Raw genomic sequence first — 24,502 nt, 5'->3', positions numbered from 1 at the left:
CCATAAATTGATTCTGTTGTGAGGGGATTTGTAGGCGGCATACGGAGGGTATGCCGCGAGAAATGAACTTCTACTTATTTAACTGGTTTTAGGTCCAGTACGTGTAGTAGACGCTCAGGGATGCCAGCCCAAATGTTTGGACGACCCTTAGGATTTTCTTCGTTCCACCAACCAGTGAAACGAGTTGTGTTGTATTGGTACATGTATGCACCAGACAATACAGGGATGGTGACTTGATCTGTCGCGATAATCTTCTGAATACCATGAGCGATTGCTAGCTGTTCTTGCTTATCTGCCGTTTTGTAGAAGCTGTTAAGTAGTTTGTCTAGCTGTTCGTTTTTGTAGAAGTGCATAGCAAAACGAGGCATACCGTCACCAGACTGTAACTTCGAGTTGTAAGCGCTATTCCAGTACAAGTGCGGGTCTGCACCATGGAAGTAGTTGGTGTATGCTACGTCGTATGTCGCTTCAAGCATGGCTTGGTTGTACACGGAGAAATCTGGTGTACGAGCACGAGCTTTGATACCGACTTCAGCAAGTTGTTCCACCGCTAGTTGTACAGTGTTGTTAAAGTCGGTCCAACCGTTTGGTGACTGAATTAGAAGCTCGAAAGACTTGCCTGATGGTGTGTCAACAAAGCCATCTTTGTTTACGTCTTTAAAGCCAGCCTTAGCTAGAAGCTCTTTAGCGCCTTCAACGTTATAAGTGTTATAACCTTTGAATTTGTTATGCGTCTCTTCATCAGACCAGGCTTCGAATGCGTAGCCCAGACCTGAAGCGAAGTCATTCACTGTACCACCACCGTAGAATGCGATGTCGATGATAGTTTGGCGATCAAGCGCCATAGAGAATGCACGGCGGAAGTCTACGTTAGTTAGTGCTTCGTTCTTCGCTGCATCAGGGTTTTTGAAGTTTACTACAAACGCTTGAGTACCTGATGGCGGGTACCAGTATTGGTGATTAGGGCTAGCAGCCGCGTAAGTACGGTCGATATCTGGTACGAAAGAAGAAGTCCAGTCCATCTCACCGTTTACAATTTTACCTAGGAACTGGTCGTTGTTTGCGATTTGAGGAACACGTAGACAGTCTACATCTAGGTTGTCTGCATCCCAGTAGTTAGGGTTTTGACACTGAATGTATAGCTGAGGAGTGAAAGTGTCGACCACTGTGAATGGACCAGTACCAACGGGATTTTCGTTGGTGAACATTGTCGGATCGCTCACTTTGCTCCATACGTGCTTAGGTACCACTGGTACTTTAGCAATTTCGTAAGGAACGTTTGAGTTTGCTTCGCTCAGGCGGAATTTAACCTGGTAGTCGTTCACTTTTTCTACGCCAGTCACCCAAGAGTTGATACCTGATTGGTCTAATTCAGGCTTCTCTTTTACCAGGTTGAAAGAGTAAACAACGTCATCCGCTGTAAACGCTTGACCGTCAGACCATTTCACGCCTTTACGAATGTCGAAAGTCACGCTCATCAGGTCGTCAGCCATTTGGAAGTTTTCGGCTAGACGAAATACAGGTGTGTTACCGTGCATTTCGTTGAAAATAACCAGTGGCTCGTAAATAAAGTCGGTTGTTGTGTGCAGGTTTGTTGCACCCAAGAAAGGGTTAAAGTTACGAACGAAAGTTGTAAACTCTTTAGGGTGGATAGTCAGTTCACTGCGTTCAGCCGCAGTAGCTACCGATGCAAAACCTGTAGTAGCTGTAGCAATAATTGCTGTTGCTATTGCTGTTTTTTTAATATTGGCAAGCATAGCTGTTCCTTACTGTTTGCTTCATTTCACTATATGGAATTGAATGTCATCAATTGATAAACACTCGCCAAGACCTACCTCTTAGTTTTGTCGCAACTTATGTTCTTCACATGTCATCACGTTAAGAGTGGCCTGTAGGCCTTTGGCAGAAGTAAGAAAACACCTTCTCTTCAAAATAATCAAACTCGCATCCCGTTAAATACGTCAAAATAGAACCAGACTACGTTGTAAACGTCATTTTGTTTGCTTTTGAACCAGTCTGAGTCCAAAAATAAACCTTGATATGCGTCGCAGTTGGTATTCGGTTTAATGCTAATAGTTAGTGGTTGCTAATCTATTGGCTCTTTTTATTCCAGTGTTTTTAGTGTTGCTTATAGTTCAGCGATCTGGCTCACATGCATCAATCATGTTAATTTTTCTGGTAAAATTTAATCTGCCGTTCTGTTGTGATTGAGTTCTCAATCTGTGCCAATTGTCTGTCAGTTTAGGGTTATTCGATGACTCAATTCGCTTTCTAATCGTCGATTTTTCGGTCTTTAAGGTTCTTTTTTTATTTCGAGAAGGAAGTGGTGGCCAGCGGGATTTCAATTTTGTCATTAAGAGCGTTAACAAACGTGACTACCCAAAATAAGAAAGCCCCTGACTTGGTGAAGGGGCCCGGGCTTGTATCTGTTTTAGATATAGAGCGTTAGCTAGTCAGCAGTCTCTGTAGTTTATCGCGTTGCGCTTCGATGTAAGCTCGTTCTGGGCTTCGCTCCTTGCAGTGGGTAAGGATGAATTCAATTGAGCTGAGAACGGTTCTCCAGCGCGGCGTTTGGGGTAAGGTTTCGATGCGCATGTACTTGTCTAATGTGCGGGTCTGCAACGTGCTGCGATCGAGATATACCCGCCATAAACCGCTTTGTTCAGCAAAAGTAAATTTACTTTCTCCAGTTGCTGACTCCCAGTACTCGAGCGCATGTGTCATCACGTCGACCAACACTTCGCGCATTAGATCCTGCTTGTCTTTTTTATTGCCCAGTGCTTTGTCTGCCAAACGAGTGAACTCGCCACCTAACTCTTTCAGCTTCTGTAGCTGTTCTTTATCGCCGTCGAATGCATAGCCGGATAGTACTTCTACCGCCGTTTCCAGATTATGGATACGTGCCGTATTAGCCCCACCTCCGACATTAAAGATGTACATAATATCTAAGCCAGAACCTTCAGGAAGTTTAAGAATATCTGCTTCAATGTTCTGACGAATATTCTCAATGTATATATCAATTTTTCCACAGTAATGTGGTTGAGTAACAGTCAGAAATTTTGGCGCAATCAACTCATCAGCTGAAGATCGCTTTAGTTGCTCTAGACTGCGTTTAAATAGCTTACATGCCGCCTGATTTGCAAAGCGAATACGTTGATCTTCATGCAAACAGATAATGGCTTCTGGTGCTGATTCTAACTGCTCAAGCAAACGCCCCTGAGTTTCTAACAGGCTCGCTTCTACTTCCGCTCGTTGGCGAAGTTCTGATTCAAGTAACTTATTCTCAATGTGGCGTATCTCCGCTTTACTCGCCGTTAAATGTGCCTGAATTCGGGCGGCTAACTCTTGTTTATTAAATGGCTTAGATAAGTAATCATTTGCCCCTGCTTCGAATCCTCTGACACGGTCCTCTGTTTGGCTGAGTGCCGTTAACATGATGATAGGTAATTCGGCATGACCATAGGTTTGACGAAGTTCACTACACACCTGATAGCCACTCATGCCTGGCATCATAATGTCTAACAAGAGAAGCTCGGGTTTCTCTTTTTCGATCAGTGCCAGCGTTTCCGGACCGTCAGAAATAGTACGAACACGATAGCCTTCTAAACGTAAAAAGCTTTCTAGTACTCGCAGGTTAACGGGTTCATCGTCTGCCACATAGAGTAGTGGGCCATCTGGGTTTTCGGGTAAAGACAGGCTATCCGCGCAGCCCAGATTCAGTTCCGGTATCTGGAAGTGCCCTCGGGCGGCCAGTGTCTGTGTGGCCTTTATCTCTTCGTCACTCGCCAATGGCAGCGTGAAACTGAAAGTCGTCCCAACCATTGGCTGACTGCTGACATATAAAGAGCCGCCCATTAGTTCAATCAATTGGCGGCTGATCGATAGCCCCAATCCTGCTCCTCGCCGGTAGCGGCTGCCATCCTGACCAGCTTGAATTAATGGTTCAAAGATGTGCTCAAGATGTTCTGCAGGGATACCTTGCCCCGTATCTACGACTTGAACGCGCACATACTCATCCACTACATTGGCTGAGATTACAATTTTCCCTTCGGAAGTGTACTTAATGGCGTTGCCAATCAGGTTGTAAAGCACTTGTTCTAAACGTTGCGGGTCGGCCGAGACGGCTTTTAGATCATTGGGTACCTGATTAATGATTCGAATGGTTTTATTGCCGAGTAAATGGCTTGATAGCTCAAGTACCAGTTGAGTCGAACTCGCCAGACTGACTGCGGATTGTTGTATGTCCATGCTGCCATGGCGCATTTTATGGTAATCCAGTAAGTCGTCGACTAGGTTGGCAAGACGCTGACCACTCTTAATGATGATATCAAGCTGATATTTCTGGTTTGCAGGGATAGCGCCATTCGCACCGGATATCAGCGTTTCTGCAATTCCTACCATGCCGTGCAGAGGTGTGCGTAGTTCATGTGAAGTGGTGGCAAGAAATTCATCTTTTAGTTTATCTGCAATTTGTAACTCTTCGTTCTGCTTCTGAATCAATCGGATGTTACTTTCCAACTCTTCATTTTGCTTTTTGATGGTTTGGATCTTTTCACGAATTGATCGCTGCATACGCTCAAAGCTGATTGCCAAGCGGCCGATTTCGTCTTTTCTTTTGGTATTAAACGTCGTTTCGTCCAGGTCTCCCGCGGATACCCGTTCTGCAGCCCAGGTTAGTTTGAGCAATGGCGAGGTAATGAAGTTCGATAAATAGTGTGAGGCAATGACGACAAGAATGATCGCGGTGAGCATCGCGATAATGAACAGCTTTTCCAACTGATAAATCCGGGCAAATGCTTCTTTCTCTGGTAATTGCACCACCAACGCCCAGTTCATGCCGCGTGTCCTGATTGAGGTGTAGGCTGCAATGATCGCCTCATTGAGACCATTGGTATAGGTTCCTACGCTTGTGTTTCCAGCCAGTGCTTGGTCGATGATTTGCAAACTATTTTGAATGTTATCTTGTTTCGTGTTGATGCTGCGAGGGAGGTGGTCGCTTCCCACTAGTAACGTCTCAATGGATGACTCTTGGTTCTGATCAGCAACAAGTTTGGTTACGCCATTGCTTGGCAGGCTGAACATCGCGTAGCTATGAAGGTAACCTTGTTGAACAATTGGTGCGCCCAGCCACGCGATCTGTTTACCATTTTCAAGTGAAAAATCGGAAACGATAACAGGAGTGTAGTCTTCATTCACTTTACGGCGTTCGTTAACATCATCCGCTAAACGACGAAATGCTTTACCGAGTGAAGAGTTTTTATATTGGCCTGAGAGGAGGTTCGTACCGTAATTGTCGTCTTTATTGATTGAGTAGGTAACATTGCCGTTGATATCGACCAATAGGATGTCATTGAAGTCAGAACGCTTGAGGAGCTCTAAATAAGCCCAATGGTAGCGTTTATGAAGCAGTCGGTACCGTTCACTCCCGACAAAATTGGAAGACTCCGGCAAAATCGACGTTTTGATTTGGTCTCCGCTGCCTTCTATGTAGCGGTGTTGAGCATTTTTACGTGACTCTTCAATGTCGTTGCCTAAGCGGCTGAACGCATTGACTAAGCCATAAAAGCGGCCTCCGCTGGCGTAGGCAAGTTCAGAGCGAACAAACCCCATAACCTCGGTTTCGCGAGCTTCAAAGTAGTTCACAATTTGCTGTTGCTTGGAATCCCGCACCGATAAAAGGTGCGACGTGCTTTGTTCTTGCAGATCTTGGCTATGGGAGCGCAGGAAAAAAATCGCAGTAATCGTTAGAGGTGTCAGGCTGAGGACAAGAAACGCAGTCATCAGCGTACTCTGAAGACGCTTAAACTTTTGTTTTTTGTAAAATTTGAACATGGGTAAGGTTGCAACTCATAAAGGGCAGCAGAAAACACAGTTATCGCTGCCGAGGTTCTCGTCAAAAACGGATAGAATTTAAATTCGATAGAAATGACAAAATTAACGAGTTTTTTTTCTTTGACAAGAAAGTCGAGTGCAAAGCGTGCAGAGTCACGCAGTTTTTCGTACGTTTTGTGGGGTAATAGCGAAAATTTGCGCAGATTACCATCTGCGCGCAAGGTGATTAAGGCTTTTTAGCGTAGTAAATCGAGAACTTCTTAGTCTTATTTAGCGTCTCGCAATTACTGAAAGCGCTTTCAATAATTGGCGGATACTTTAAGAAGCTGTTGGCAACAATGATCATTTCGCCATTGTGAATCAGATATTTTGGCGCATCCCCAAGTAAGGTTTCTGCTGCGTTGTAGTTCGTGTCCAGACCGCTGTGGAATGGTGGGTTACTGATGATAAACCGATAGTCGTTTGCGGTGTCTGAGTAGATGTCAGAAGCAAACACGTTCCCTGCTAAACCATTGGCTTTCAGTGTTGCTTGGCTTGATGTGATGGCATAAGCATTGATATCACACATCTCAATCTGAATTCCTGGATTGGTTTTTGCCATAAATGCACCCAGTACACCAGCACCGCAACCAAAGTCGAGCACTTTACCAGATAATGTCGGCAAGGTTTCGAGCAATAGCTGGCTACCTAAATCGAACTCGCCATGGCTGAATACGCCGGGCAAGCTTTTAACTATCAGTGATTGGTCACCCAGATTGATAGTGTATGACTTAAACCAGTCGAGCTGATTAAATGGTGCTGGCTCGTTTAAGCATTGACCCCAGTAAAAAGAACAGCGGCGTGCGGAGTCGTATTTATTCACCGGACCGTACTCTTTAAACATTTTCTCAATGCTTTTGACGCCAGAGCGGTTTTCACCAACTACGGCAATTTCGGTATTAATACCGAGTTTTGCCATTAGCATTGCAAGTAAGTACTCGGCTTCTGCTTTGGCTTTTGGCCAGTACAGCAACAACATGTCTGCTTGAGTATCAATGTCAAATTCAGAACCAAAGTGGCTTTTGATTTTGTCAGAGGTACTAATTTGGCGGTAATAGCTGTAGTTGGATGTGAAAACTTCGACAGATTCACAATGTGCGGTCAGCTCTAGCGGAAAAAAATCTTCGACTTCACCGGCAACTAATACATGCTTTCCATTGAAGTATTCCAGTTGGCGTTGAGCGATTTGGCTTGGAGCGATATAAGCAGACATAAATTTGGTTCATCAGAAATAATTTGGGCCAGATTTTCGCACAATCTGGCCCAAGCTTGAAGTAATTAACGAGTGACTAAGTGTTGTCTTGATTGGTAAGGAAGTCTTTAAACTCCTCTTCGTAAATATTAAACAGCACCATGGTGATAGCAAAAATCAGTGGGCCATAAATCAGGCCGATTAAACCAAACAGTTGCAGACCACCTAATAACGAGAAGAAAATCATTAAGGTGTTCATTCCCGCGCTGCCTTGCATCAGAAACGGGCGCAATAAGTTATCAATAGAGCCGACAATCACCACGCTCCATGCGGTGAGGAAGATTGCCCAAGTTGTGTCGCCTGTTAAAAACAGGTAAGCCGCTGCTGGAATCCAGATTAAAGCAGTACCTACAACAGGTATGAACGATGCGAAACCTATCATAGTGCCCCAAAATAGCCCTGGGAAACCAGCTAGCCACATACCAATACCACCCGCAAATCCTTGCGCAATGGCGGTAAGAAACGATCCCATCACAGCCGATTTCGAAACCTGCTCAATTTCGGTCAGGATTTTGTCTTCCTGACTACGAGACAGGGGCAGGATGTGACGAATAGCGGAAATGATTTTTTCGTGATCGCGTAGTAAGAAGAACAGAACAAACAGCATAAGGAAAAAATCCATTAAGAAGTTTGTTGCGTCCCCCAAAATTTTGGCACTGATCGCTACAAGATTTGAACCAAATGAAGTCGCAAACTGCGCAATTTTTTCTGCGATTGCTTTAGGCTCAATTTTGTCAAAAGGTAAGTACTCATTCACCAGCGACAAGCCTTTTACAACTAAAGGATGCTGGAAAATGTCCTGAATGCCTCCGTTCGTTACCCACTTATAGGTGTTTTGCGAAAAGACGGACCCTTGTTGAACGATAGCGGCGAACACAAACAAAAGCGGGATAACGATAATAAAAGTCAGCACAACACAAGACAGTAGAGATGCTATGTTCTGATGCGATGGCAATTTTTTTTCAAACCACTCGTGAATCGGGAACATGAGCAACGAGATAATAAAAGCCATGACGATCGAATTGATGTAGGGTTCAACCAGTAAATAGCAAGCAAAAGCAGCGGCGAGCAGAGCGATCATTAAAACACGATGGCTCGACGTGATTTTTATATTGTTTGACATAAGATAAATCCAACTAACGGATGACGTTTAGGTTTCCAGCATCATATAGCGGCAGCTTTGAACCTTTATTACGATACGCGCTACGTGTCTTATAACATTGTGGAATTAGAGCCTAGTAGCATACCTTGTTATAATGACTACAAATCAGTCGGTTATCAATCAGGAGATGTCAAATGGGGTGTTGTGACGGCGGTAAGAAATGTCAAAATGCGAAAAAAAGCAAACGCATACCGTGGTTTGCCATCGTGATTAGTGTATTCGCGCTGTTAGTTATTTTGAACTGGCGGTAAAAGTAAAAAAAGGACCATGAAAGTCCTTTTTTGTACTTATATATCTACAGCTTAGCGATTATTTTTCTTCTGCAGCCAAGATAGCGAAACAGCGATCCGCGGCTTCTAGTGTCGCATCAATTTCTTTTGAACCGTGCGCTAGAGACGTGAAGCTGGCTTCAAATGCTGATGGTGCAAGGTATACGCCGTGATCGAGCATAAGGTGGAAGAATCGTTTAAAGCGTTCAACGTCACACTTAGTTACGTCTTCGTAGCATGTCACGCTTTCCTGGTCAGTGAAGAAGAAACCAAACATGCCGCCCACTTGGTTTACTACTAGTGGAATACCATGTTTGTCTGCCAGAGACTTAAAGCCGTTTGCTAGCTGCTTCGTTTTTGAAGCCAGACGTTTTTCGTTGCCTTCTTCTTTTAACAGACTCAAACAAGCGTAACCAGCCGCCATTGCTACTGGGTTACCTGAAAGCGTCCCCGCTTGGTATACCGGGCCTGTCGGAGCAACGTATTGCATCACTTCTTTACGGCCACCGAAAGCACCAACGGGCATGCCGCCGCCGATCACTTTACCTAATGTCGTTAGGTCTGGTTTGATGTTGTAGTAGGCTTGAGCTCCACCCAGTGCAACGCGGAAGCCCGTCATTACTTCATCAAAAATCAGTAGTGCGCCTTCTTGGTCACAAATTTCACGCAGACCTTCGTGGAAGCCTTCTACTGGAGGGATACAGTTCATGTTGCCAGCGACTGGCTCAACGATAATACACGCGATCTCGCCTTTGTTTGCGGCAAACAGTTCACGTACAGAATCCAAATCGTTAAACGTCGCTGTTAGGGTATGCTTCGCAAAGTCTGCTGGTACGCCCGGTGAACTCGGTTGACCCAGAGTTAGCGCGCCTGAGCCTGCTTTCACAAGTAAGCTATCAGCATGGCCATGGTAGCAACCTTCGAACTTCATGATTTTGTCGCGGCCTGTGAAACCACGAGCCAGACGAATGGCGCTCATGGTTGCTTCAGTACCAGAGCTTACCATGCGAAGTTGTTCCATTGATGGCACAAGTTCAGAAACCAGCTCAGCCATGGAAATTTCCAATTCAGTCGGTGCTCCAAAGCTCAAACCACGTTGTGCTGCGTCAATCACTGCCTCGCGAATTACCGCATGGTTGTGGCCAAGAATCATTGGCCCCCAAGAACCTACGTAATCAATGTACGCTTTACCATCGGCATCAAAAATCAGTGCACCGTCTGCTCGTTCGATAAATAGCGGTGAACCGCCAACGCCGTTGAATGCACGAACTGGTGAATTTACACCGCCAGGAATGGTTTTCTGAGCTTTTTGATACAGCTCTGATGATTTGGTCATGGGATTATCCTCTTTTGATTGCTCGGACCAAGTGGAGCGCATTGTACCTAGCTATAATCAACTTAGAAACGTTTTGCTCAATTTATGTGTTGTTTTTCCGCTGAATATTATATATCCGTATTCAATATAAAGAATCGGCGGTGAATACTTGAACGAGTTTGTCAGGTATTGGATAATCGTGAACAATTAGTACAAATTTGACGTCTTGCTTCAGGCTTGACGCATTACACGAGTGAGAGAGGTCTTCGTGAGCGAAGTAAACGTACCATTATCTTTTTCTGATGCTGCAGCATCTCGCGTTAAAGCGCTGATTGCGGAAGAAGAAAATCCAGAATTGAAATTGCGCGTATACATTACTGGTGGTGGCTGTAGTGGTTTCCAATATGGCTTCACTTTTGATGAGAATGTAAATGACGGTGATACAACGATAGTAAACAGTGGCGTAACACTGGTTGTAGACCCTATGAGCTTGCAATATCTTATCGGCGGCGTTGTGGATTACACTGAGGGTTTGGAAGGGGCTCGCTTCTTCGTTAATAACCCGAATGCAACAACCACTTGTGGTTGTGGTGCATCATTTAGCGTGTAATCAGCACGATCAAAGGCAGCCTGTGGCTGCCTGAGTTTCATCTTTATGTAGTTATTGTGTACGTAAAGGCGCTCCCTGTAAGCGGTTGCAAGAAAGAAAATAATAAGGACTTTTTATGTCTGCTATTTCTTTCGTGCGACAACGTGTCGGGCGTCCTTGGCTAATATCTCTAATTCTTGTTGTTACTCTTGTGGCATGGCTGGCCATTGGGCAGTTTAACGTACAAGACCAACCATCCATTTCTCCAACACCTCAATCCAGTCAGACCCCGATTGCCAAGGTGATGTTTGACACTTTTATTGCTCAACCGACCCGAAAAACCATTGAGTTATATGGCCGAACAGCGCCAGATCGTCAGGCACGCTTAGGGGCCGAAGTCGCAGGTAAAATCGTCAGTCTGAATATAGAAAAAGGCCAAACTGTTAAGCGTGGCCAGGTCATTGCCAATATTGATAAGCGCGATCTTGGCATTCAACTTCAGCGGGCGCAGGCCATGCTTGTGGTACAACAAAAAGAGTTTAACGCAGCTCGTTCTCTCAAGAGTAAAGGACTTCAAGGTGAGGTGGCATTCGCTATCGCTGAAGCGGCTTTGGTGGATGCCCGGGCCAATCTAAGCAACGTTCAAACCGCATTGAAAAATACCGAAGTAAAAGCCCCGTTTGATGGCATTGTTGACCGTCACTTCGTTGAAGTTGGAGATTTTGTTGCTATTGGAGACCCCATTGCGACCGTTATTGATTTAGACACCTTAGTTATAGAAGCCGATGTGAGCGAGCGGCACATTCAGTATCTGGTCGAGGGATTAAAAGCAGATGTGAGAATGGTTAACGAGCACCAATATCAAGGCACATTGCGTTATATCGGCCGTATCTCCTCCGCTTTTACAAATACTTTTCCGATTGAAATTGAGATAGATAACCGAGATTCACGGATGCCTGCGGGGATAAGTGCGGAAGTGATCTTACCTTTGACGGAAGTGCTCGCAATAAAAGTCACCGCTGCGATGTTGGCTTTGGACGAAGAAGGGAATCTTGGAGTTAAAACGCTACGCGACGGTCACGTTAAATTTATACCTATTCAATTGGTTAAGGCAGAAAACGATGGAGTATGGCTCTCTGGACTCGGAGAGAAGAGTGACGTTATCGTTCTTGGTCAGGGATTTGTTCGTGATGGGGACCCAGTCTCTGCGACCAGAGTAGACGATGTGGTTTCAAACTCAGTAAGCGAACAATAAGGAGACGGTATGTATTCGCTAATTGATGCAGCTTTATCCCGCTCACGCACCATGATGACTTTCCTCCTAATGATCCTGATTGCCGGTGTCATTACTTACGTCACGATCCCGAAAGAGTCCAGTCCGGATATTACTATTCCAATTATTTATGTTTCTGTTGGTCATCAGGGAATTTCTCCCGTTGATGCTGAGCGATTATTGGCGCGTCCGATCGAGCAAGAATTACGTTCGATTGAAGGAGTCAAGGAGATGACCTCGGTTGCGTCGGAAGGGCATGCTTCTGTTACGTTGGAGTTCAGTGTTGGCGTCGATCTGGATAAAGCGATGGCTGATGTGCGAGAAGGTGTGGATCTGGCTAAAGTTAAGTTTCCGGAAGGAAGCGATGAACCCACCGTCAATGAAGTGACATTTGCATCTGAAATGCCAGTATTGACTGTCGTACTTTATGGCTCTGTGCCTGAGCGGACAATTGTACAAGTTGCCAGAGCACTAAGAGACAAGCTAGAGAGTTTTCGTCAGGTATTAGAAGTGGATATTGCTGGTGATCGGGAAGATATTGTCGAGATCGTCGTTGATCCTCTTTTGATGGAAAGTTATGGGTTGGATCAGGCGGATATATACAATTTGATCGCGCTGAACAACCGTGTAGTCGCTGCTGGTTTTATTGATACCGGCTATGGACGTTTCTCGGTAAAAGTACCGTCGGTGTTTGATTCTTTAAAAGACGTACTCGAGCTGCCAATCAAAGTGAATGCTAAAGAGGTGATCACATTTGGCGATGTCGCGACGGTGCGCAGAGCATTCCGCGATCCGGAAAGTTTTGCCCGTCTGGATGGTGAACCAGCCATCGTATTAGATGTGAAGAAGCGAGCCGGTGAGAACATCATAGAAACCGTAGAATTAATCAAAGAGGTCGTAACTCAAGCTCAAAACCGGACTGAATGGCCAGGCAATCTACAGGTTAAATATACGGGTGATCAGTCGGATGATGTCAAACTCATGCTCAGCGATCTGCAAAATAATGTTCTTTCCGCGATTATTTTGGTGGTGATCGTCATCATTGCGATCTTGGGAGTACGAACGGCGTTGCTGGTGGGCATTTCTATTCCCGGTTCTTTCCTTACGGGGCTGTTGGTGCTTTCGATATTTGGTCTGACCGTCAACATCGTCGTGTTGTTTGCTTTGATTATGGCGGTGGGGATGCTGGTGGACGGTGCTATTGTGGTGACAGAATTTGCTGATCGCCGAATGCAGGAAGGTACACCGCGCAACGAGGCTTACCGAGATGCAGCTAAACGCATGGCCTGGCCGATCACTGCATCGACGGCTACAACCTTAGCGGCTTTCGCACCTCTGCTTTTCTGGCCAGACATTACGGGTGAGTTCATGAAATACTTACCATTAACGCTTATTGCTACATTAGCTGCATCACTGGTGATGGCGTTACTGTTTGTGCCTGTGATAGGCGGAATTATAGGTAAGCCTCAAACCATAGATGATAACGCTAAGCAAGAGATGATAGAGCTCTATAATGGCAATTTTGATAGAGCGACAGGTATCACCAAATTTTATTATCAGACGTTATCGGTTGCAATTCGCCACCCCTGGAAAGTGTTGATCAGCGCCATTTTGTTAGCCGCAGGGGTCGGTGTCACCTACAGCAAAGCGGGGATAGGTGCGGAGTTTTTCCCGGAAGTAGATCCAGCATTCTTTACAGTGAAAGTGCGTTCTTATGGTGATCTCTCAATTAATGAAAAAGATACGGTAATGCGTCAAATAGAGCAGGTGATGCTTGGTCATGATGAGTTCGAGAGCGTCTATACCCGCACGGGAGCGAGTAACAATGGGGATGAAATTGGTCAGATTCAAATAACGCCTGTCGATTGGCAGTATCGACGTAAAGTCAAAACCATTATTGATGAACTAAAGGCAGTCACTGACCGTTTTGCTGGGGTTGAGCTCGAATATAAATTTGCAGACGCAGGTCCCCCGGTTGAGCATGACGTCGTCATTGAGGTCTCTTCCCGAAGTAGCAGCATCAGTGAGTTAGATTCTGCGGCTAAAATAATACGTCTTTGGGCAGATGCTAATCCTGCGTTGACCAACCTGAGTGATACCACTAATAAAGATGGCATTGATTGGCAAATAGACATTCAACGAGATGATGCGGCACGTTTTTTGGCTGACGCGACGTTAGTTGGCAATACGGTTCAATTTGTCACGAACGGCTTAAAAATTGGTGACTATTTACCGGATGATGTTGATGAAGAAGTGGATATACTGGTGCGTTATCCTCAAGATAAGCGTGACATTGGCCGCTTTGATCAGCTCCGGGTTAAGACGGCGGCTGGTATGATACCGATCACTAACTTTGCCCAAATTAAGCCAGATCACAAGCAAGGTACAATTCGCCGGGTTGATGGACATCGGGTTATCAATATTCAGGCTGATATGGCAGAAGGTTACAATCTGGCATTGGAGCTACCTAAAATAGCTGAGGAAGTCGAAAATCTCGGGTTGCCTGAAGGCGTTGAGTACAAGATTCGTGGTCAGAATGAAGAACAGGATCACTCTTCCGCTTTTTTACAAAGTGCTTTTGTTATCGCATTGGGAGGGATGGCGCTCATCTTGATCACTCAGTTCAATAGTTTTTATCAAGCCTTTTTGATTCTGAGTGCAGTGTTGTTTTCAACCGTTGGGGTGTTTGCTGGCTTGCTTATTTTCCAAAAACCATTTGGCATTATTATGTCCGGTATCGGTGTGATCGCACTGGCGGGCATTGTAGTGAACAACAATATCGTATTGATTGATACCTATAACCAGATGTGTAAAAGAGGTTTAAACAAATCTGAAGCTATTTTGCGGACAGGTGTGCAACGCTTAAGACCGGTATTACTGACCACCATCACGACCATTCTGGGCTTATTGCCGATGGTTTTAGAAATGAATATCGATTTGGTCAATCAGAAAGTCGAATTTGGTGCACCGAGCACGCAGTGGTGGTCTCAGCTAGCAACGGCTGTTGCTGGAGGGCTGGCTTTTGCTACTTTGCTCACTTTGGTGCTAACCCCTTGTCTTCTTATGCTCGGCAGAGATCAGAGGTCTGAAAAGTCGCCAATATCAGAGGAAAAAGAAACCACATAAGTGGCCTCTTTCCTATCTGAAATGGTTATTTCATGGTTAACAGCTCGCTGTAACGATCGAGTTTAGCCATATGAATTTTAGCCTTGGCCAAAAACGATATTCGTGCTTGTCCTGTCAATGATTGTGACTGAGGCAAGTTAACCGTGCGCGGGTTTTTGTGAACACCATTGACCAAAAACTCGTAGTGTAAGTGCGGGCCAGTCACGCGACCAGTACCACCTAGCGTACCGATAGTTTGACCTTGTTTAACGCGCTGCCCCGTTTTTACAGTGCGTTTGGTTAAGTGTAAGTACTTGGTAACGTAAGTATTACTGTGCTTGATAAACACATAGTTACCGTTGAATTTATTGTAGGACGACTTCTCTACAACACCGTCGCCTGCCGCCCAAATTGGGGTGCCGACTGGCGCTGCATAGTCCGTTCCTCTGTGTGGGCGAACCTGGCCGGTTACTGGGTGAAGACGACGAGGGTTAAAGTTGGAGCTCACGCGACGGAAATCCAGTGGCGCGCGTAAAAAGGCCTTCCGCATGGCCCGGCCATTCTCGTCGTAATATTTACCGGATTTTTCATCTAAAACCGCAGTGAAGGTTTCGCCTTGGTTTTTGAACACGGCCGCGATGATTTTGCCGCGTCCAATCACTTCACCTTCTACGACTTCCTCCTGGTAAAGTACGCGGAAGGTGTCGTCTTTACGAATATCTAAGGCAAAGTCGATATCCCAGCCAAAAATACCGGCTAACTCCATGATTTGGTTTCCGTTTAATCCAGAAGAAATACCGGCATTCCAGAAGTTGGATTTAATGGTAGCCTCTGCAAAGTTGTACTGGTAATCGACCTCTTTTTTGTCGATTTCAGAAACGTACTTACCATTTTTAAGTTTTATTCGGAAGGTTTCGAAAGCGCTCAAAGTGCGTCTAAGCTGAACTAAGTTATTCTCTTCATCGAAACCAAATTGCAGGCTGTCTCCAGGTCGAAGACGCGTCAATTGCTCTTCCACCTCTTTATCGGACGACACTAATTCATGCAGTATTCGAGGTGATAAGCCGACCCGGCTAAAGAGAACGGCTGCACTTTCCCCGTCTTTAACTCGATAAGTTTCCCAGCGTAATACCGAAGAGGTGGCTGAAGCGCCATTTAATGTTGTCAGCTCCATAGATATAGGAACAGGATAAGATTGCCCGACGATTAATCGGCTTTGTTGTGGGTTCAGATCTTGCGGATCGGGTAAAAAGAACAGTGCAAAGATAATCAGAGCACTAAAAAAACCGATCAGTACTTTGTGCAAGAATGGAAGTCGGACAAAAATTGAATGCATGGGGTACGTGATTGCTCAATTAAACGTAAAAAATGACAACTACATAGTCTAACGTGTTTCAAAATACATCGCTATTCAAGTAATATGTTCAGCTATTATATTTTGCCAAATCTGTGGGAGTGAACAAGAATGGCGAGCATTGAAGCTGCATTAGCCGAGATTAAGCGCGGTGTTGAAGAGCTGATTCCAGAAGAAGAGCTGATCGCAAAACTAAAAGAAGACCGTCCTTTACGTATTAAATTGGGCGCGGATCCTACGGCACCAGACATTCACCTAGGCCATACGGTAATTTTCAATAAGCTACGCTTGTTCCAAGAGCTAGGTCATGAAGTGACGTTCCTTATCGGTGATTTCACTGCAATGGTTGGTGATCCAACAGGTAAAAACACCACTCGTCCACCGCTTAGCCGTGAAGACGTGCTGCGTAACGCGGAAACTTACAAAGAGCAGGTGTTTAAAATTCTAGACCCTGCGAAAACTAAGATTCAGTTTAACTCTGAGTGGCTGTCTGAGCTTGGTGCTGAAGGGATGATTCGCCTTGCTGCAAATCAAACGGTTGCTCGCATGCTAGAGCGTGATGATTTTAAAAAGCGTTACACTGGTGGCCAGCCAATCGCAATTCATGAGTTCATGTACCCACTACTGCAAGGTTGGGATTCCGTTGAAATGACAACGGATGTCGAGCTGGGTGGTACTGACCAGAAGTTCAACCTGTTAATGGGCCGCGAGTTACAAAAATCTCATGGTCAAAAACCTCAGGTTGTCCTAATGATGCCTCTACTTGTCGGTCTGGACGGCGAGAAGAAGATGTCAAAATCTGCGAACAACTACATCGGTATCAGCGAAGCACCAAGCGAGATGTTTGGTAAGATCATGTCGATTTCTGACGACCTGATGTGGAGCTACTACGAGCTACTGTCTTTCCGTCCTCTGGAAGAGATTGCACAGTTCAAAGCGGACGTTGCTTCGGGTAAAAACCCTCGCGATATCAAAGTGCTGCTTGCTAAAGAAATCATTGCACGTTTCCATAGTGAAGCGGATGCAGAGGAGGCTGAGCAAGAGTTCGTTAACCGCTTTGCTAAGAACCAAATTCCTGACGAGATGCCAGAATTTGCTTTCGAAGCTGGTACTCCAGTTGCTAACCTGCTGAAAGATGCAGGCTTGTGTGCTTCAACTTCAGAAGCAATGCGTATGGTAAAACAAGGCGCGGCTAAGATGGAAGGCGAGAAGGTGGAAGACGCTAAGCTTACACCTGAAGCTGGTACCTACGTATTCCAGGTCGGTAAACGCAAATTTGCTCGCATTACGATTCAGTAATCCGTAAATCTGTCAGTAACCAATAACTGAACAAAATGAAAGCGCCGGTTGGCGCTTTCTTTGTATAGGTTCTGGGTTTGTGGTTCAAGTCCACAGAGAATTACTTCTTAGGTAGTCCCTGACTGAAGTTCACCACATCGCTATAAAATAGTTTCTCAAAATGTGTAATAGGGGCAACTGCTGGAGCATTGCCGTCTCTTTTTTCCGGGAAATAATCAGAGACAAACTGAACAAAAATGGTATTGGGTTGGCCATTTTTGTCTAGCCCATATCCCGCCATATTGTAGGTACCATATATAGAGCCACTTTTTGCGATCAGCTGTCCTTTGATAGGAGCGTTGCGCATACTTTGTCGATACTGAAGCGTGCCAGACTCGCCCGATTTCGGCATGATGGCAATCAGATGAAGTTCTTTCTCATGTTTCCAAATATAACGCAGTATATCGGCCATTTTCGTCGCAGATATACGGTTGTTACGTGACAAACCGGAACCATCTTCTAATCGTGCCTGACGTATGTCTACCCCGGTATTGGCGAATATGATTTGTTTGATCGCTTCTGTGCCGTTAGTAAAACTGCCTGGTTGGACAAAAAACTTAGCGCCAAGTGTTTTAGTCAAAGTATCTGCAATCAGGTTGTCTGAGCGCTTAAGCATCAGATCGAGTAAGTCGGGGAGTGGCTTTGATTGATGTTGCGCCAACAGTTTGCGTTGTTTCTTTGGCGCATTCCCGACTCGTATTTTACCTTTCAATTCAATGTTGAGTTGTTTAAGTAAAGTCTCCAGCTTTTTACTGGTATAGAGATCTGGATCCTGTACTGCAAATTTGAGTGGTAGCGGATCCTTCCTATCCACCAGGCAACCTCTTAATTCGTAACGGTTGTCAGGGTTGGCAAGTAAGTCTAAATCGCAGTGTCGGCTTTTTTGAATTGCTCTTGATACTGTCTCTACAGAACTTTTCACATAGATTGGTTGGTGTTCAGGGACGAATACTCGGGTCCCGCCATTTTTCTGTGTATAAATAGACGCTTGTACGCAGTTTCTGTCGAGTGTGATGGTTGATGCCGGAGCGCTATAGCAAACACCAAGAATATCCCACGGCCATCCTATCGCTCTGTTGTAACCAGTGAATAAGCTGTTATCGAGCCACAAATCGCCTTCAATTCGTTTCAAGCCACTTTTTGTAGCAAGGATAAGAAGGTTTTTTAAGTCTTGCGTTTGCAGTGTCGGATCGCCAACAAAACGAATAACAGTATCTGAGCTTGATGTTTCAATCGTGGTACGAAATCTGAAATTATCACCCAACTCCAGTTTTGCTGCCAAAGCCGTCACGATCTTTAGTGTACTTGCTGGAGGGAACAGTTGCTCTGTCGGGTGAATACCGTTGAGCTCTGCATTTCCACTGAGTTTTTGTGCCACCAAGCTAATGCGCGCACCTTCTGGCAACACTTCCTGATGAGGGTAGGCTTGTGAAGTTAAAGGACTGAGCAAGGAAAGTAAAAATAGAGACCAAGATAAACGCATAGTGATACTTTCAGAGATGAGTTATGTAGATGAGTATACCCGAGTTAAACCAAGATGCTAGGTGAAGAAAGCATCGTTTACTGGTCATTTCCCTACAGTGAAACGTATGAGGCAAAAAGAAACAAAGGGCATGAGAATAAATTAATTACATAAAAATGCCCGCTGGCTGCGGGCATCTGATATCCAAGTCGAAAGACAAGAAATTAGAAGTCGTAACGTAGACCTAGAGCCAGTTCGTCTTCTGCGTCGATCTTGGTCGCGATTGTTTGAGCACCAGTCGAACCAAACTTGTCGCCAGAATCGATTAGGTTAAAGTTGTATGAAACGTAACCACGGAAGTTAGGTTTGAAGTAGTAAGACGCATCAAGAGCGATGTTATCGACAGAAGTCTCGTTGTCAGTTTCTGCGTTGTTGTACGTTGTTGTGAATACAGTTTGACCTAGAGTGTAAGCACCCGCTAGCTCGTAACCTGTGTAGTCTACAGTACCAGCAAAGTCGTCAGTCATTTTTTCACCGTCAGTGAATACACCTGCGAAGTATAGGTCACCCATAGTGTAAGATGCAGCAAGCATGTATTCGTTAGCTTCGTCTTGCTCTGCGTAACCCGCCGCTAGATCTACACCAGTGTCTGCTAGAGCGTAGATTGCAGATAGAGAGTAGCCGTCTTGGTCATTGTCTGAGATTGTACCAGCTTGTTCGTTTTCTACACGGTCAGCAAAGCGGTAGCTTGCTCTAACACTCAGGTTTTCGAATTGACCTTTGTAAGCCATCATGTTGTCTGCACGGTCTGCTACAGAAAGTTTGTCTGCTGCAGAGTTACCGTGGTAACCCATGATATCTGTGAAATCTGTAATAACGCCTAGTGCACCTTCGTTTTTACCGTAAGAAAACTCACCCCAAGAGCCACCTAGACCAGCGTATGCAAGACGAGTATCTAGAGTGTCTTCGCCGCTAATGTCTTTGCCATTCTCGTCAAAGTCAGCAGTAGTGAATTCACCTTCCCAGAAACCGATGCCGTATAGGTCATCGCTGACTTGTTGTTTGCCAGTGAAGTTCAGACGGATGCGAGAGTTGTCTTGAGCATCGCCATCTTTCATTGATAGACGAGCTTCAGCGCGGCCGCCCATTTCCAGAGAAGTACCGTCTTGGTTGTAAAGTTCCGCTGCGTTTACGCCAGTTGCCATTGCTGCTGCAGATACAGAAAGAGCAATTAGAGTCTTTTTCATCTTATTTGTCCTAGTTAGCTTGTCCATAATAATTTTTGTATGGGGGAGAGACATGCTCTCAAACGTCATCGGTATCGAGTTGTTTGTTATTTACTCCACAGCCGGAGCTGGTAACTCTTTGATACGTAAACTGACTGGACACGTTTTACCGTTAAAGTTTCATGATGAGTTAGTAAAATGATATAAATTTCGCATTTGAACGCCGTTCGATTGGTGTGTGAAATGTCTTATCTGATTGTAAAATAAGTAATTTACATTTTATTTTGCTTATTTGATATTGATGAGTTTTTACTTTTTTTGATGTTTTTTGTGCGGTGAATAGTTTTGTTTTTCAACAAATTACTATACTGACTATACAAAATAGAGACTCACGTCATTGTGCTGGACCACATAGTGATACTCGGCATCGAATTTGGATGATTTCGCTTCTGAGTTTGTTTACACTAGGGAAAACACATCTTCAAACACACTACCCAGTCTAATGGCAGGGTGGGGTTTTTTTTGTCCAAAGCTAATTGGGCTTGAGGTTATATAATGGAAAAAGTTCCTATGACACTGCGTGGCGAAAAAATGCTACGTGAAGAGCTAGAGCGTCTACTTAAGCTACGTCCTCAAATTTCACAGGCAATTGCAGAAGCTCGTGAGCTAGGTGATTTAAAAGAAAACGCTGAATACCATGCTGCGCGTGAAGAGCAGGGGATTTGTGAAGCACAGATCCGTGATATCGAATACAAACTATCTGTTGCACAGGTTATTGATGTGACTAAGATGGAAAACACGGGTAAAGTTATTTTTGGCTCAACTGTGACTTTGATTGATATCGACACTGATGAAGAAAAGACTTACCAGATAGTTGGTGATGATGAAGCTGATATTAAATCTGGTCGTATTTCAGTCAGTTCTCCAATCGCTCGCGGTCTTATCGGTAAAATGGAAGGCGATGAAGTGGCTATCCAAACACCTGGCGGTGCAAAGGACTTCGAAATTGACCGAGTTGAATATCTTTAATCAGATCATTCATCTATCTTATCAAACGTAAAAAGGTCGCCGATGGCGACCTTTTTATTCAACAACGTAAGTGCTTTCTTCACGTAAGTGGATGTTACTTACGAGGGATTTCGATTTTACGCTCTTCAGATTGACGGTACAGCACAAGTACTTTACCGATAGTCTGAACTTTTTCTGCGCCCGTCTCACGTACGATAGCGTCGATGATTAGCTGTTTTGTTTCACGATCTTCTGAAGCAACTTTTACTTTGATCAATTCGTGATGGTTTAGAGCGATTTCAATTTCTGCTAGCACGGCTTCTGTAAGTCCATTTGCGCCCATTAGCACAACAGGTTTTAAACTGTGAGCCAGGCCTTTTAGGTGCTGCTTTTGTTTGGTGCTTAGGTTCATTACGCGGCCAATTTTCTTTAAAATAAGGGTTGAAAAAAGCTATTTTAACGCCATCTATTGCTGAAGACTATAATTTATTGAGTAATAGGTTACGCCAATTGAAACAATAGCTCCTATTTGCGCTTTGTTAGGATTAAAATGAGTAAACAAAAACATTCGGCGAGTTCTGGTCGCTGGTTGAAAGAACACTTTGACGATAAATACGCGAATGAAGCTCGTAAAAAAGGCTACCGTTCACGCGCTTATTTCAAGATTGATGAGATCCAAACGAAAGATAAGTTGCTGAAGCCGGGGATGACCGTCGTCGATTTAGGGGCTGCGCCCGGTGGTTGGTCTCAATATGCTGCTAAAATAGTAGGAGATAACGGTCAAATCATTGCTTGTGATTTGTTACCAATGGATCCAATTGCTGGTGTAAGCTTTTTACAAGGTGACTTTCGTGACGATGCGGTATTAGAAGCGTTGTTAGACAGAATCCAACCGTCAATGGTCGACGTAGTTATGTCTGATATGGCACCTAATATTGCGGGGAATAACTCTGTTGATCAACCTAGAGCTATGTATTTAGTTGAATTGGCTTTAGATATGTGTCGACAAGTTCTAGCGCCTAATGGTAGCTTTGTTGTTAAAGTTTTCCAAGGTGAAGGCTTCGATCAGTATGTGAAAGAAGTCCGAGACATGTTTAAAGTCGTAAAAGTAAGAAAACCAGACTCATCGCGAGCTCGCTCTCGAGAAGTCTTTGTCGTAGCCACTGGTTACAAAGGTTAACCATTTTACTCCCATGGGAGCGTGTTAACACTATGGCTACAGTGAATGAACTGTAGTACCCTACCTTTAATTACAATTAGTTATCGAGAGGCTTACACCTTGAGTGACATGGCAAAAAATTTAATACTGTGGCTTGTTATCGCTGTCGTTTTGATGTCGGTATTCCAGAGCTTTGGCCCTGGGGAAAGTAATGGCAGAACCGTGGATTACACCACGTTTGTACAGGAAGTTGGCCAAGGCCAGATTCAAGAAGCAACTTTTAAAGGCGAAGAAATTAGTTTCGTTCGTCGTGGCGGCGGCGCCAAAATGGTTACGTACATGCCTGTGTACGATCAAAAGCTTCTGGATGACCTAATTAATCAAAATGTGAAAGTGCAAGGTACGCCTCCTGAAGAGCAAAGCTTGCTAGGCACAATTTTCATTTCTTGGTTCCCAATGATCTTACTGATTGGTGTATGGATATTCTTCATGCGTCAAATGCAAGGCGGTGGCGGTAAAGGCGCGATGTCTTTCGGTAAGAGCAAAGCTCGTATGATGAGCGAAGATCAAATCAAAACCACATTTGCTGACGTTGCTGGTTGTGATGAAGCAAAAGAAGACGTAAAAGAATTAGTTGACTACCTACGTGATCCAAGTCGTTTCCAGAAGTTGGGCGGTAAAATCCCGACTGGTGTGCTAATGGTTGGTCCTCCTGGTACAGGTAAAACGCTACTTGCTAAAGCGATTGCCGGTGAAGCTAAAGTACCATTCTTCACTATTTCTGGTTCTGACTTCGTTGAAATGTTCGTGGGCGTGGGTGCATCTCGTGTTCGTGACATGTTCGAACAAGCGAAAAAAGCGGCACCTTGTATCATCTTTATCGATGAGATTGACGCAGTAGGCCGTCAACGTGGTGCTGGTGTCGGTGGTGGTCACGATGAACGTGAACAAACACTGAACCAAATGCTGGTAGAAATGGATGGTTTCGAAGGTAACGAAGGTATTATCGTTATTGCTGCGACTAACCGTCCGGACGTTCTTGACCCTGCATTACTACGTCCTGGTCGTTTTGACCGCCAGGTTGTTGTTGGTCTGCCAGATGTTCGTGGTCGTGAGCAGATTCTTAAAGTGCACATGCGTAAAGTCCCGCTTGCTGGTGATGTAGAGCCTTCACTGATTGCTCGTGGTACGCCAGGCTTTTCTGGTGCTGACCTAGCCAACTTAGTAAACGAAGCTGCACTGTTTGCAGCGCGTGGTAACAAGCGCAACGTATCTATGGTTGAGTTTGAACTGGCTAAAGACAAAATCATGATGGGTGCAGAACGCCGCTCAATGGTGATGTCGGAAGAAACTAAAGCTTCAACAGCGTACCACGAAGCGGGTCACGCTATTGTTGGTCGTTTAGTTCCTGAGCATGACCCTGTGTACAAGGTATCTATTATCCCACGTGGTCGTGCGTTAGGTGTCACCATGTACTTGCCTGAGCAAGACCGTGTTAGTATGTCTCGCCAGCACTTAGAATCGATGATTTCTAGTCTCTACGGTGGTCGCCTTGCAGAAGAGCTGATTTACGGTGTGGACAAAGTATCTACTGGTGCTTCTAACGATATCGAGCGTGCAACAGAGATTGCTCGTAAGATGGTGACGCAATGGGGCTTCTCAGAAAAACTTGGTCCTCTGCTATACGCAGAAGATGAAGGTGAAGTGTTCTTAGGTCGTAGTGTGACTCAGACCAAACACATGTCTGACGATACAGCGAAACTTATCGATGATGAAGTTCGCCAAATCATTGACCGTAACTACTACCGTGCGAAAAAGATTCTGGAAGACAACATGGATATCATGCACGCGATGAAAGATGCGCTGATGAAGTATGAGACCATTGATGCACACCAAATCGATGACCTAATGGAACGCAAAGCTGAAATTCGTGAGCCTGCTGGTTGGGGGGACAATCCTTCTAACAAAACACAAGCTGATGAAAAAGTTCAGGCTGCAACTGAAGTGAAAGAAGAAGAGAAAAAGACGACTACTGTTGAAAATACAGAGCAGTCGGCTTCGCAAGAAACAACTTCAACTGACGCTCCAGAAAAGAAAGATTCTGAATAACAATCGTTGA

The 24,502-nt window shown here is 44.8% G+C and carries 16 protein-coding genes; 7 read left to right on the top strand and 9 right to left on the bottom strand.

The window, feature by feature from the left end:
- Nucleotides 1–74: 74 nt before the first annotated feature.
- The 5 genes from ACWYU8_RS03705 to hemL form a co-directional block, all read right to left on the bottom strand.
- Nucleotides 75–1,757: an ABC transporter substrate-binding protein gene (locus ACWYU8_RS03705; protein ID WP_457517252.1), complete on the bottom strand. Its 1,683-nt coding sequence runs from the start codon at nt 1,755–1,757 to the stop codon at nt 75–77.
- 688 nt (nt 1,758–2,445) lie between these two features.
- Nucleotides 2,446–5,832, bottom strand: a complete 3,387-nt coding sequence (locus ACWYU8_RS03700; protein ID WP_457517250.1) for a response regulator — start codon at nt 5,830–5,832, stop codon at nt 2,446–2,448.
- Between the two features lie 226 nt (nt 5,833–6,058).
- On the bottom strand, nt 6,059–7,084 hold the full coding sequence (rsmC, locus tag ACWYU8_RS03695; protein ID WP_457517248.1) for a 16S rRNA (guanine(1207)-N(2))-methyltransferase RsmC: 1,026 nt from the start codon (nt 7,082–7,084) through the stop codon (nt 6,059–6,061).
- A gap of 76 nt (nt 7,085–7,160) precedes the next feature.
- Nucleotides 7,161–8,246, bottom strand: coding sequence for an AI-2E family transporter (locus ACWYU8_RS03690; RefSeq protein ID WP_457517247.1), 1,086 nt, complete (start codon nt 8,244–8,246; stop codon nt 7,161–7,163).
- 348 nt (nt 8,247–8,594) lie between these two features.
- Nucleotides 8,595–9,890 carry a glutamate-1-semialdehyde 2,1-aminomutase gene (gene hemL, locus ACWYU8_RS03685; protein WP_457517245.1) on the bottom strand — a complete coding sequence of 432 codons (1,296 nt, stop codon included), beginning with the start codon at nt 9,888–9,890 and terminating at the stop codon, nt 8,595–8,597.
- 247 nt (nt 9,891–10,137) lie between these two features.
- Between hemL and erpA the strand changes: the two genes are divergently transcribed.
- The 3 genes from erpA to ACWYU8_RS03670 all read left to right on the top strand — a co-directional run bounded on the left by erpA (nt 10,138) and on the right by ACWYU8_RS03670 (nt 14,857).
- The gene (gene erpA, locus ACWYU8_RS03680) at nt 10,138–10,479 is read left to right on the top strand and encodes an iron-sulfur cluster insertion protein ErpA (protein WP_444495056.1); all 342 of its coding nucleotides are present in this window, start codon (nt 10,138–10,140) and stop codon (nt 10,477–10,479) included.
- A gap of 115 nt (nt 10,480–10,594) precedes the next feature.
- Nucleotides 10,595–11,713: an efflux RND transporter periplasmic adaptor subunit gene (locus tag ACWYU8_RS03675; protein ID WP_457517241.1), complete on the top strand. Its 1,119-nt coding sequence runs from the start codon at nt 10,595–10,597 to the stop codon at nt 11,711–11,713.
- Between the two features lie 9 nt (nt 11,714–11,722).
- The gene (locus ACWYU8_RS03670; RefSeq protein ID WP_457517240.1) at nt 11,723–14,857 is read left to right on the top strand and encodes an efflux RND transporter permease subunit; all 3,135 of its coding nucleotides are present in this window, start codon (nt 11,723–11,725) and stop codon (nt 14,855–14,857) included.
- Between the two features lie 25 nt (nt 14,858–14,882).
- Here ACWYU8_RS03670 and ACWYU8_RS03665 read toward each other — a convergent pair whose 3' ends face one another.
- Nucleotides 14,883–16,172, bottom strand: a complete 1,290-nt coding sequence (locus ACWYU8_RS03665) for a peptidoglycan DD-metalloendopeptidase family protein (protein WP_457517238.1) — start codon at nt 16,170–16,172, stop codon at nt 14,883–14,885.
- Nucleotides 16,173–16,301: 129 nt separating this feature from the next.
- Here ACWYU8_RS03665 and tyrS point away from each other — a divergent pair, with 129 nt between their 5' ends.
- Nucleotides 16,302–17,489: a tyrosine--tRNA ligase gene (gene tyrS / locus ACWYU8_RS03660; RefSeq protein WP_457517237.1), complete on the top strand. Its 1,188-nt coding sequence runs from the start codon at nt 16,302–16,304 to the stop codon at nt 17,487–17,489.
- A 100-nt stretch (nt 17,490–17,589) separates the two neighbouring features.
- Here the strand turns inward: tyrS and dacB are convergent, their stop codons facing one another.
- Together dacB and ACWYU8_RS03650 are read right to left on the bottom strand one after the other, a co-directional pair.
- The gene (gene dacB, locus ACWYU8_RS03655) at nt 17,590–19,011 is read right to left on the bottom strand and encodes a serine-type D-Ala-D-Ala carboxypeptidase (RefSeq protein ID WP_457517235.1); all 1,422 of its coding nucleotides are present in this window, start codon (nt 19,009–19,011) and stop codon (nt 17,590–17,592) included.
- A 203-nt stretch (nt 19,012–19,214) separates the two neighbouring features.
- Nucleotides 19,215–20,237, bottom strand: a complete 1,023-nt coding sequence (locus ACWYU8_RS03650; protein ID WP_457517234.1) for a porin — start codon at nt 20,235–20,237, stop codon at nt 19,215–19,217.
- A 534-nt stretch (nt 20,238–20,771) separates the two neighbouring features.
- Here ACWYU8_RS03650 and greA point away from each other — a divergent pair.
- Nucleotides 20,772–21,245 carry a transcription elongation factor GreA gene (gene greA, locus ACWYU8_RS03645; RefSeq protein WP_457517233.1) on the top strand — a complete coding sequence of 158 codons (474 nt, stop codon included), beginning with the start codon at nt 20,772–20,774 and terminating at the stop codon, nt 21,243–21,245.
- A gap of 94 nt (nt 21,246–21,339) precedes the next feature.
- Here greA and yhbY read toward each other — a convergent pair whose 3' ends face one another.
- Nucleotides 21,340–21,636 carry a ribosome assembly RNA-binding protein YhbY gene (gene yhbY / locus ACWYU8_RS03640; RefSeq protein ID WP_005380066.1) on the bottom strand — a complete coding sequence of 99 codons (297 nt, stop codon included), beginning with the start codon at nt 21,634–21,636 and terminating at the stop codon, nt 21,340–21,342.
- Between the two features lie 138 nt (nt 21,637–21,774).
- On the opposite strand from yhbY, the gene rlmE reads away from it, so the two are divergent.
- Complete coding sequence (gene rlmE, locus ACWYU8_RS03635) at nt 21,775–22,404, top strand: 23S rRNA (uridine(2552)-2'-O)-methyltransferase RlmE (protein ID WP_444495048.1); 630 nt, start codon at nt 21,775–21,777, stop codon at nt 22,402–22,404.
- Between the two features lie 108 nt (nt 22,405–22,512).
- Nucleotides 22,513–24,492 (top strand): ATP-dependent zinc metalloprotease FtsH, encoded by a 1,980-nt coding sequence (gene ftsH, locus ACWYU8_RS03630; RefSeq protein ID WP_457517223.1) that lies wholly within the window; start codon nt 22,513–22,515, stop codon nt 24,490–24,492.
- Nucleotides 24,493–24,502: the final 10 nt, after the last annotated feature.

The sequence above is a fragment of the Vibrio limimangrovi genome, assembly GCF_054064025.1.
This window is presented reverse-complemented; position numbering and strand designations above follow the sequence as displayed.

Coding starts and splice junctions, on each gene's coding strand:
- ACWYU8_RS03705 (WP_457517252.1), bottom strand. CDS start 1,757: ATGCTTGCCAATATTAAAAAAACAGCAATAGCAACAGCAATTATTGCT.
- ACWYU8_RS03700 (WP_457517250.1), bottom strand. CDS start 5,832: ATGTTCAAATTTTACAAAAAACAAAAGTTTAAGCGTCTTCAGAGTACG.
- rsmC (WP_457517248.1), bottom strand. CDS start 7,084: ATGTCTGCTTATATCGCTCCAAGCCAAATCGCTCAACGCCAACTGGAA.
- ACWYU8_RS03690 (WP_457517247.1), bottom strand. CDS start 8,246: ATGTCAAACAATATAAAAATCACGTCGAGCCATCGTGTTTTAATGATC.
- hemL (WP_457517245.1), bottom strand. CDS start 9,890: ATGACCAAATCATCAGAGCTGTATCAAAAAGCTCAGAAAACCATTCCT.
- ACWYU8_RS03675 (WP_457517241.1), top strand. CDS start 10,595: ATGTCTGCTATTTCTTTCGTGCGACAACGTGTCGGGCGTCCTTGGCTA.
- ACWYU8_RS03670 (WP_457517240.1), top strand. CDS start 11,723: ATGTATTCGCTAATTGATGCAGCTTTATCCCGCTCACGCACCATGATG.
- ACWYU8_RS03665 (WP_457517238.1), bottom strand. CDS start 16,172: ATGCATTCAATTTTTGTCCGACTTCCATTCTTGCACAAAGTACTGATC.
- tyrS (WP_457517237.1), top strand. CDS start 16,302: ATGGCGAGCATTGAAGCTGCATTAGCCGAGATTAAGCGCGGTGTTGAA.
- dacB (WP_457517235.1), bottom strand. CDS start 19,011: ATGCGTTTATCTTGGTCTCTATTTTTACTTTCCTTGCTCAGTCCTTTA.
- ACWYU8_RS03650 (WP_457517234.1), bottom strand. CDS start 20,237: ATGAAAAAGACTCTAATTGCTCTTTCTGTATCTGCAGCAGCAATGGCA.
- greA (WP_457517233.1), top strand. CDS start 20,772: ATGGAAAAAGTTCCTATGACACTGCGTGGCGAAAAAATGCTACGTGAA.
- yhbY (WP_005380066.1), bottom strand. CDS start 21,636: ATGAACCTAAGCACCAAACAAAAGCAGCACCTAAAAGGCCTGGCTCAC.
- rlmE (WP_444495048.1), top strand. CDS start 21,775: ATGAGTAAACAAAAACATTCGGCGAGTTCTGGTCGCTGGTTGAAAGAA.
- ftsH (WP_457517223.1), top strand. CDS start 22,513: ATGGCAAAAAATTTAATACTGTGGCTTGTTATCGCTGTCGTTTTGATG.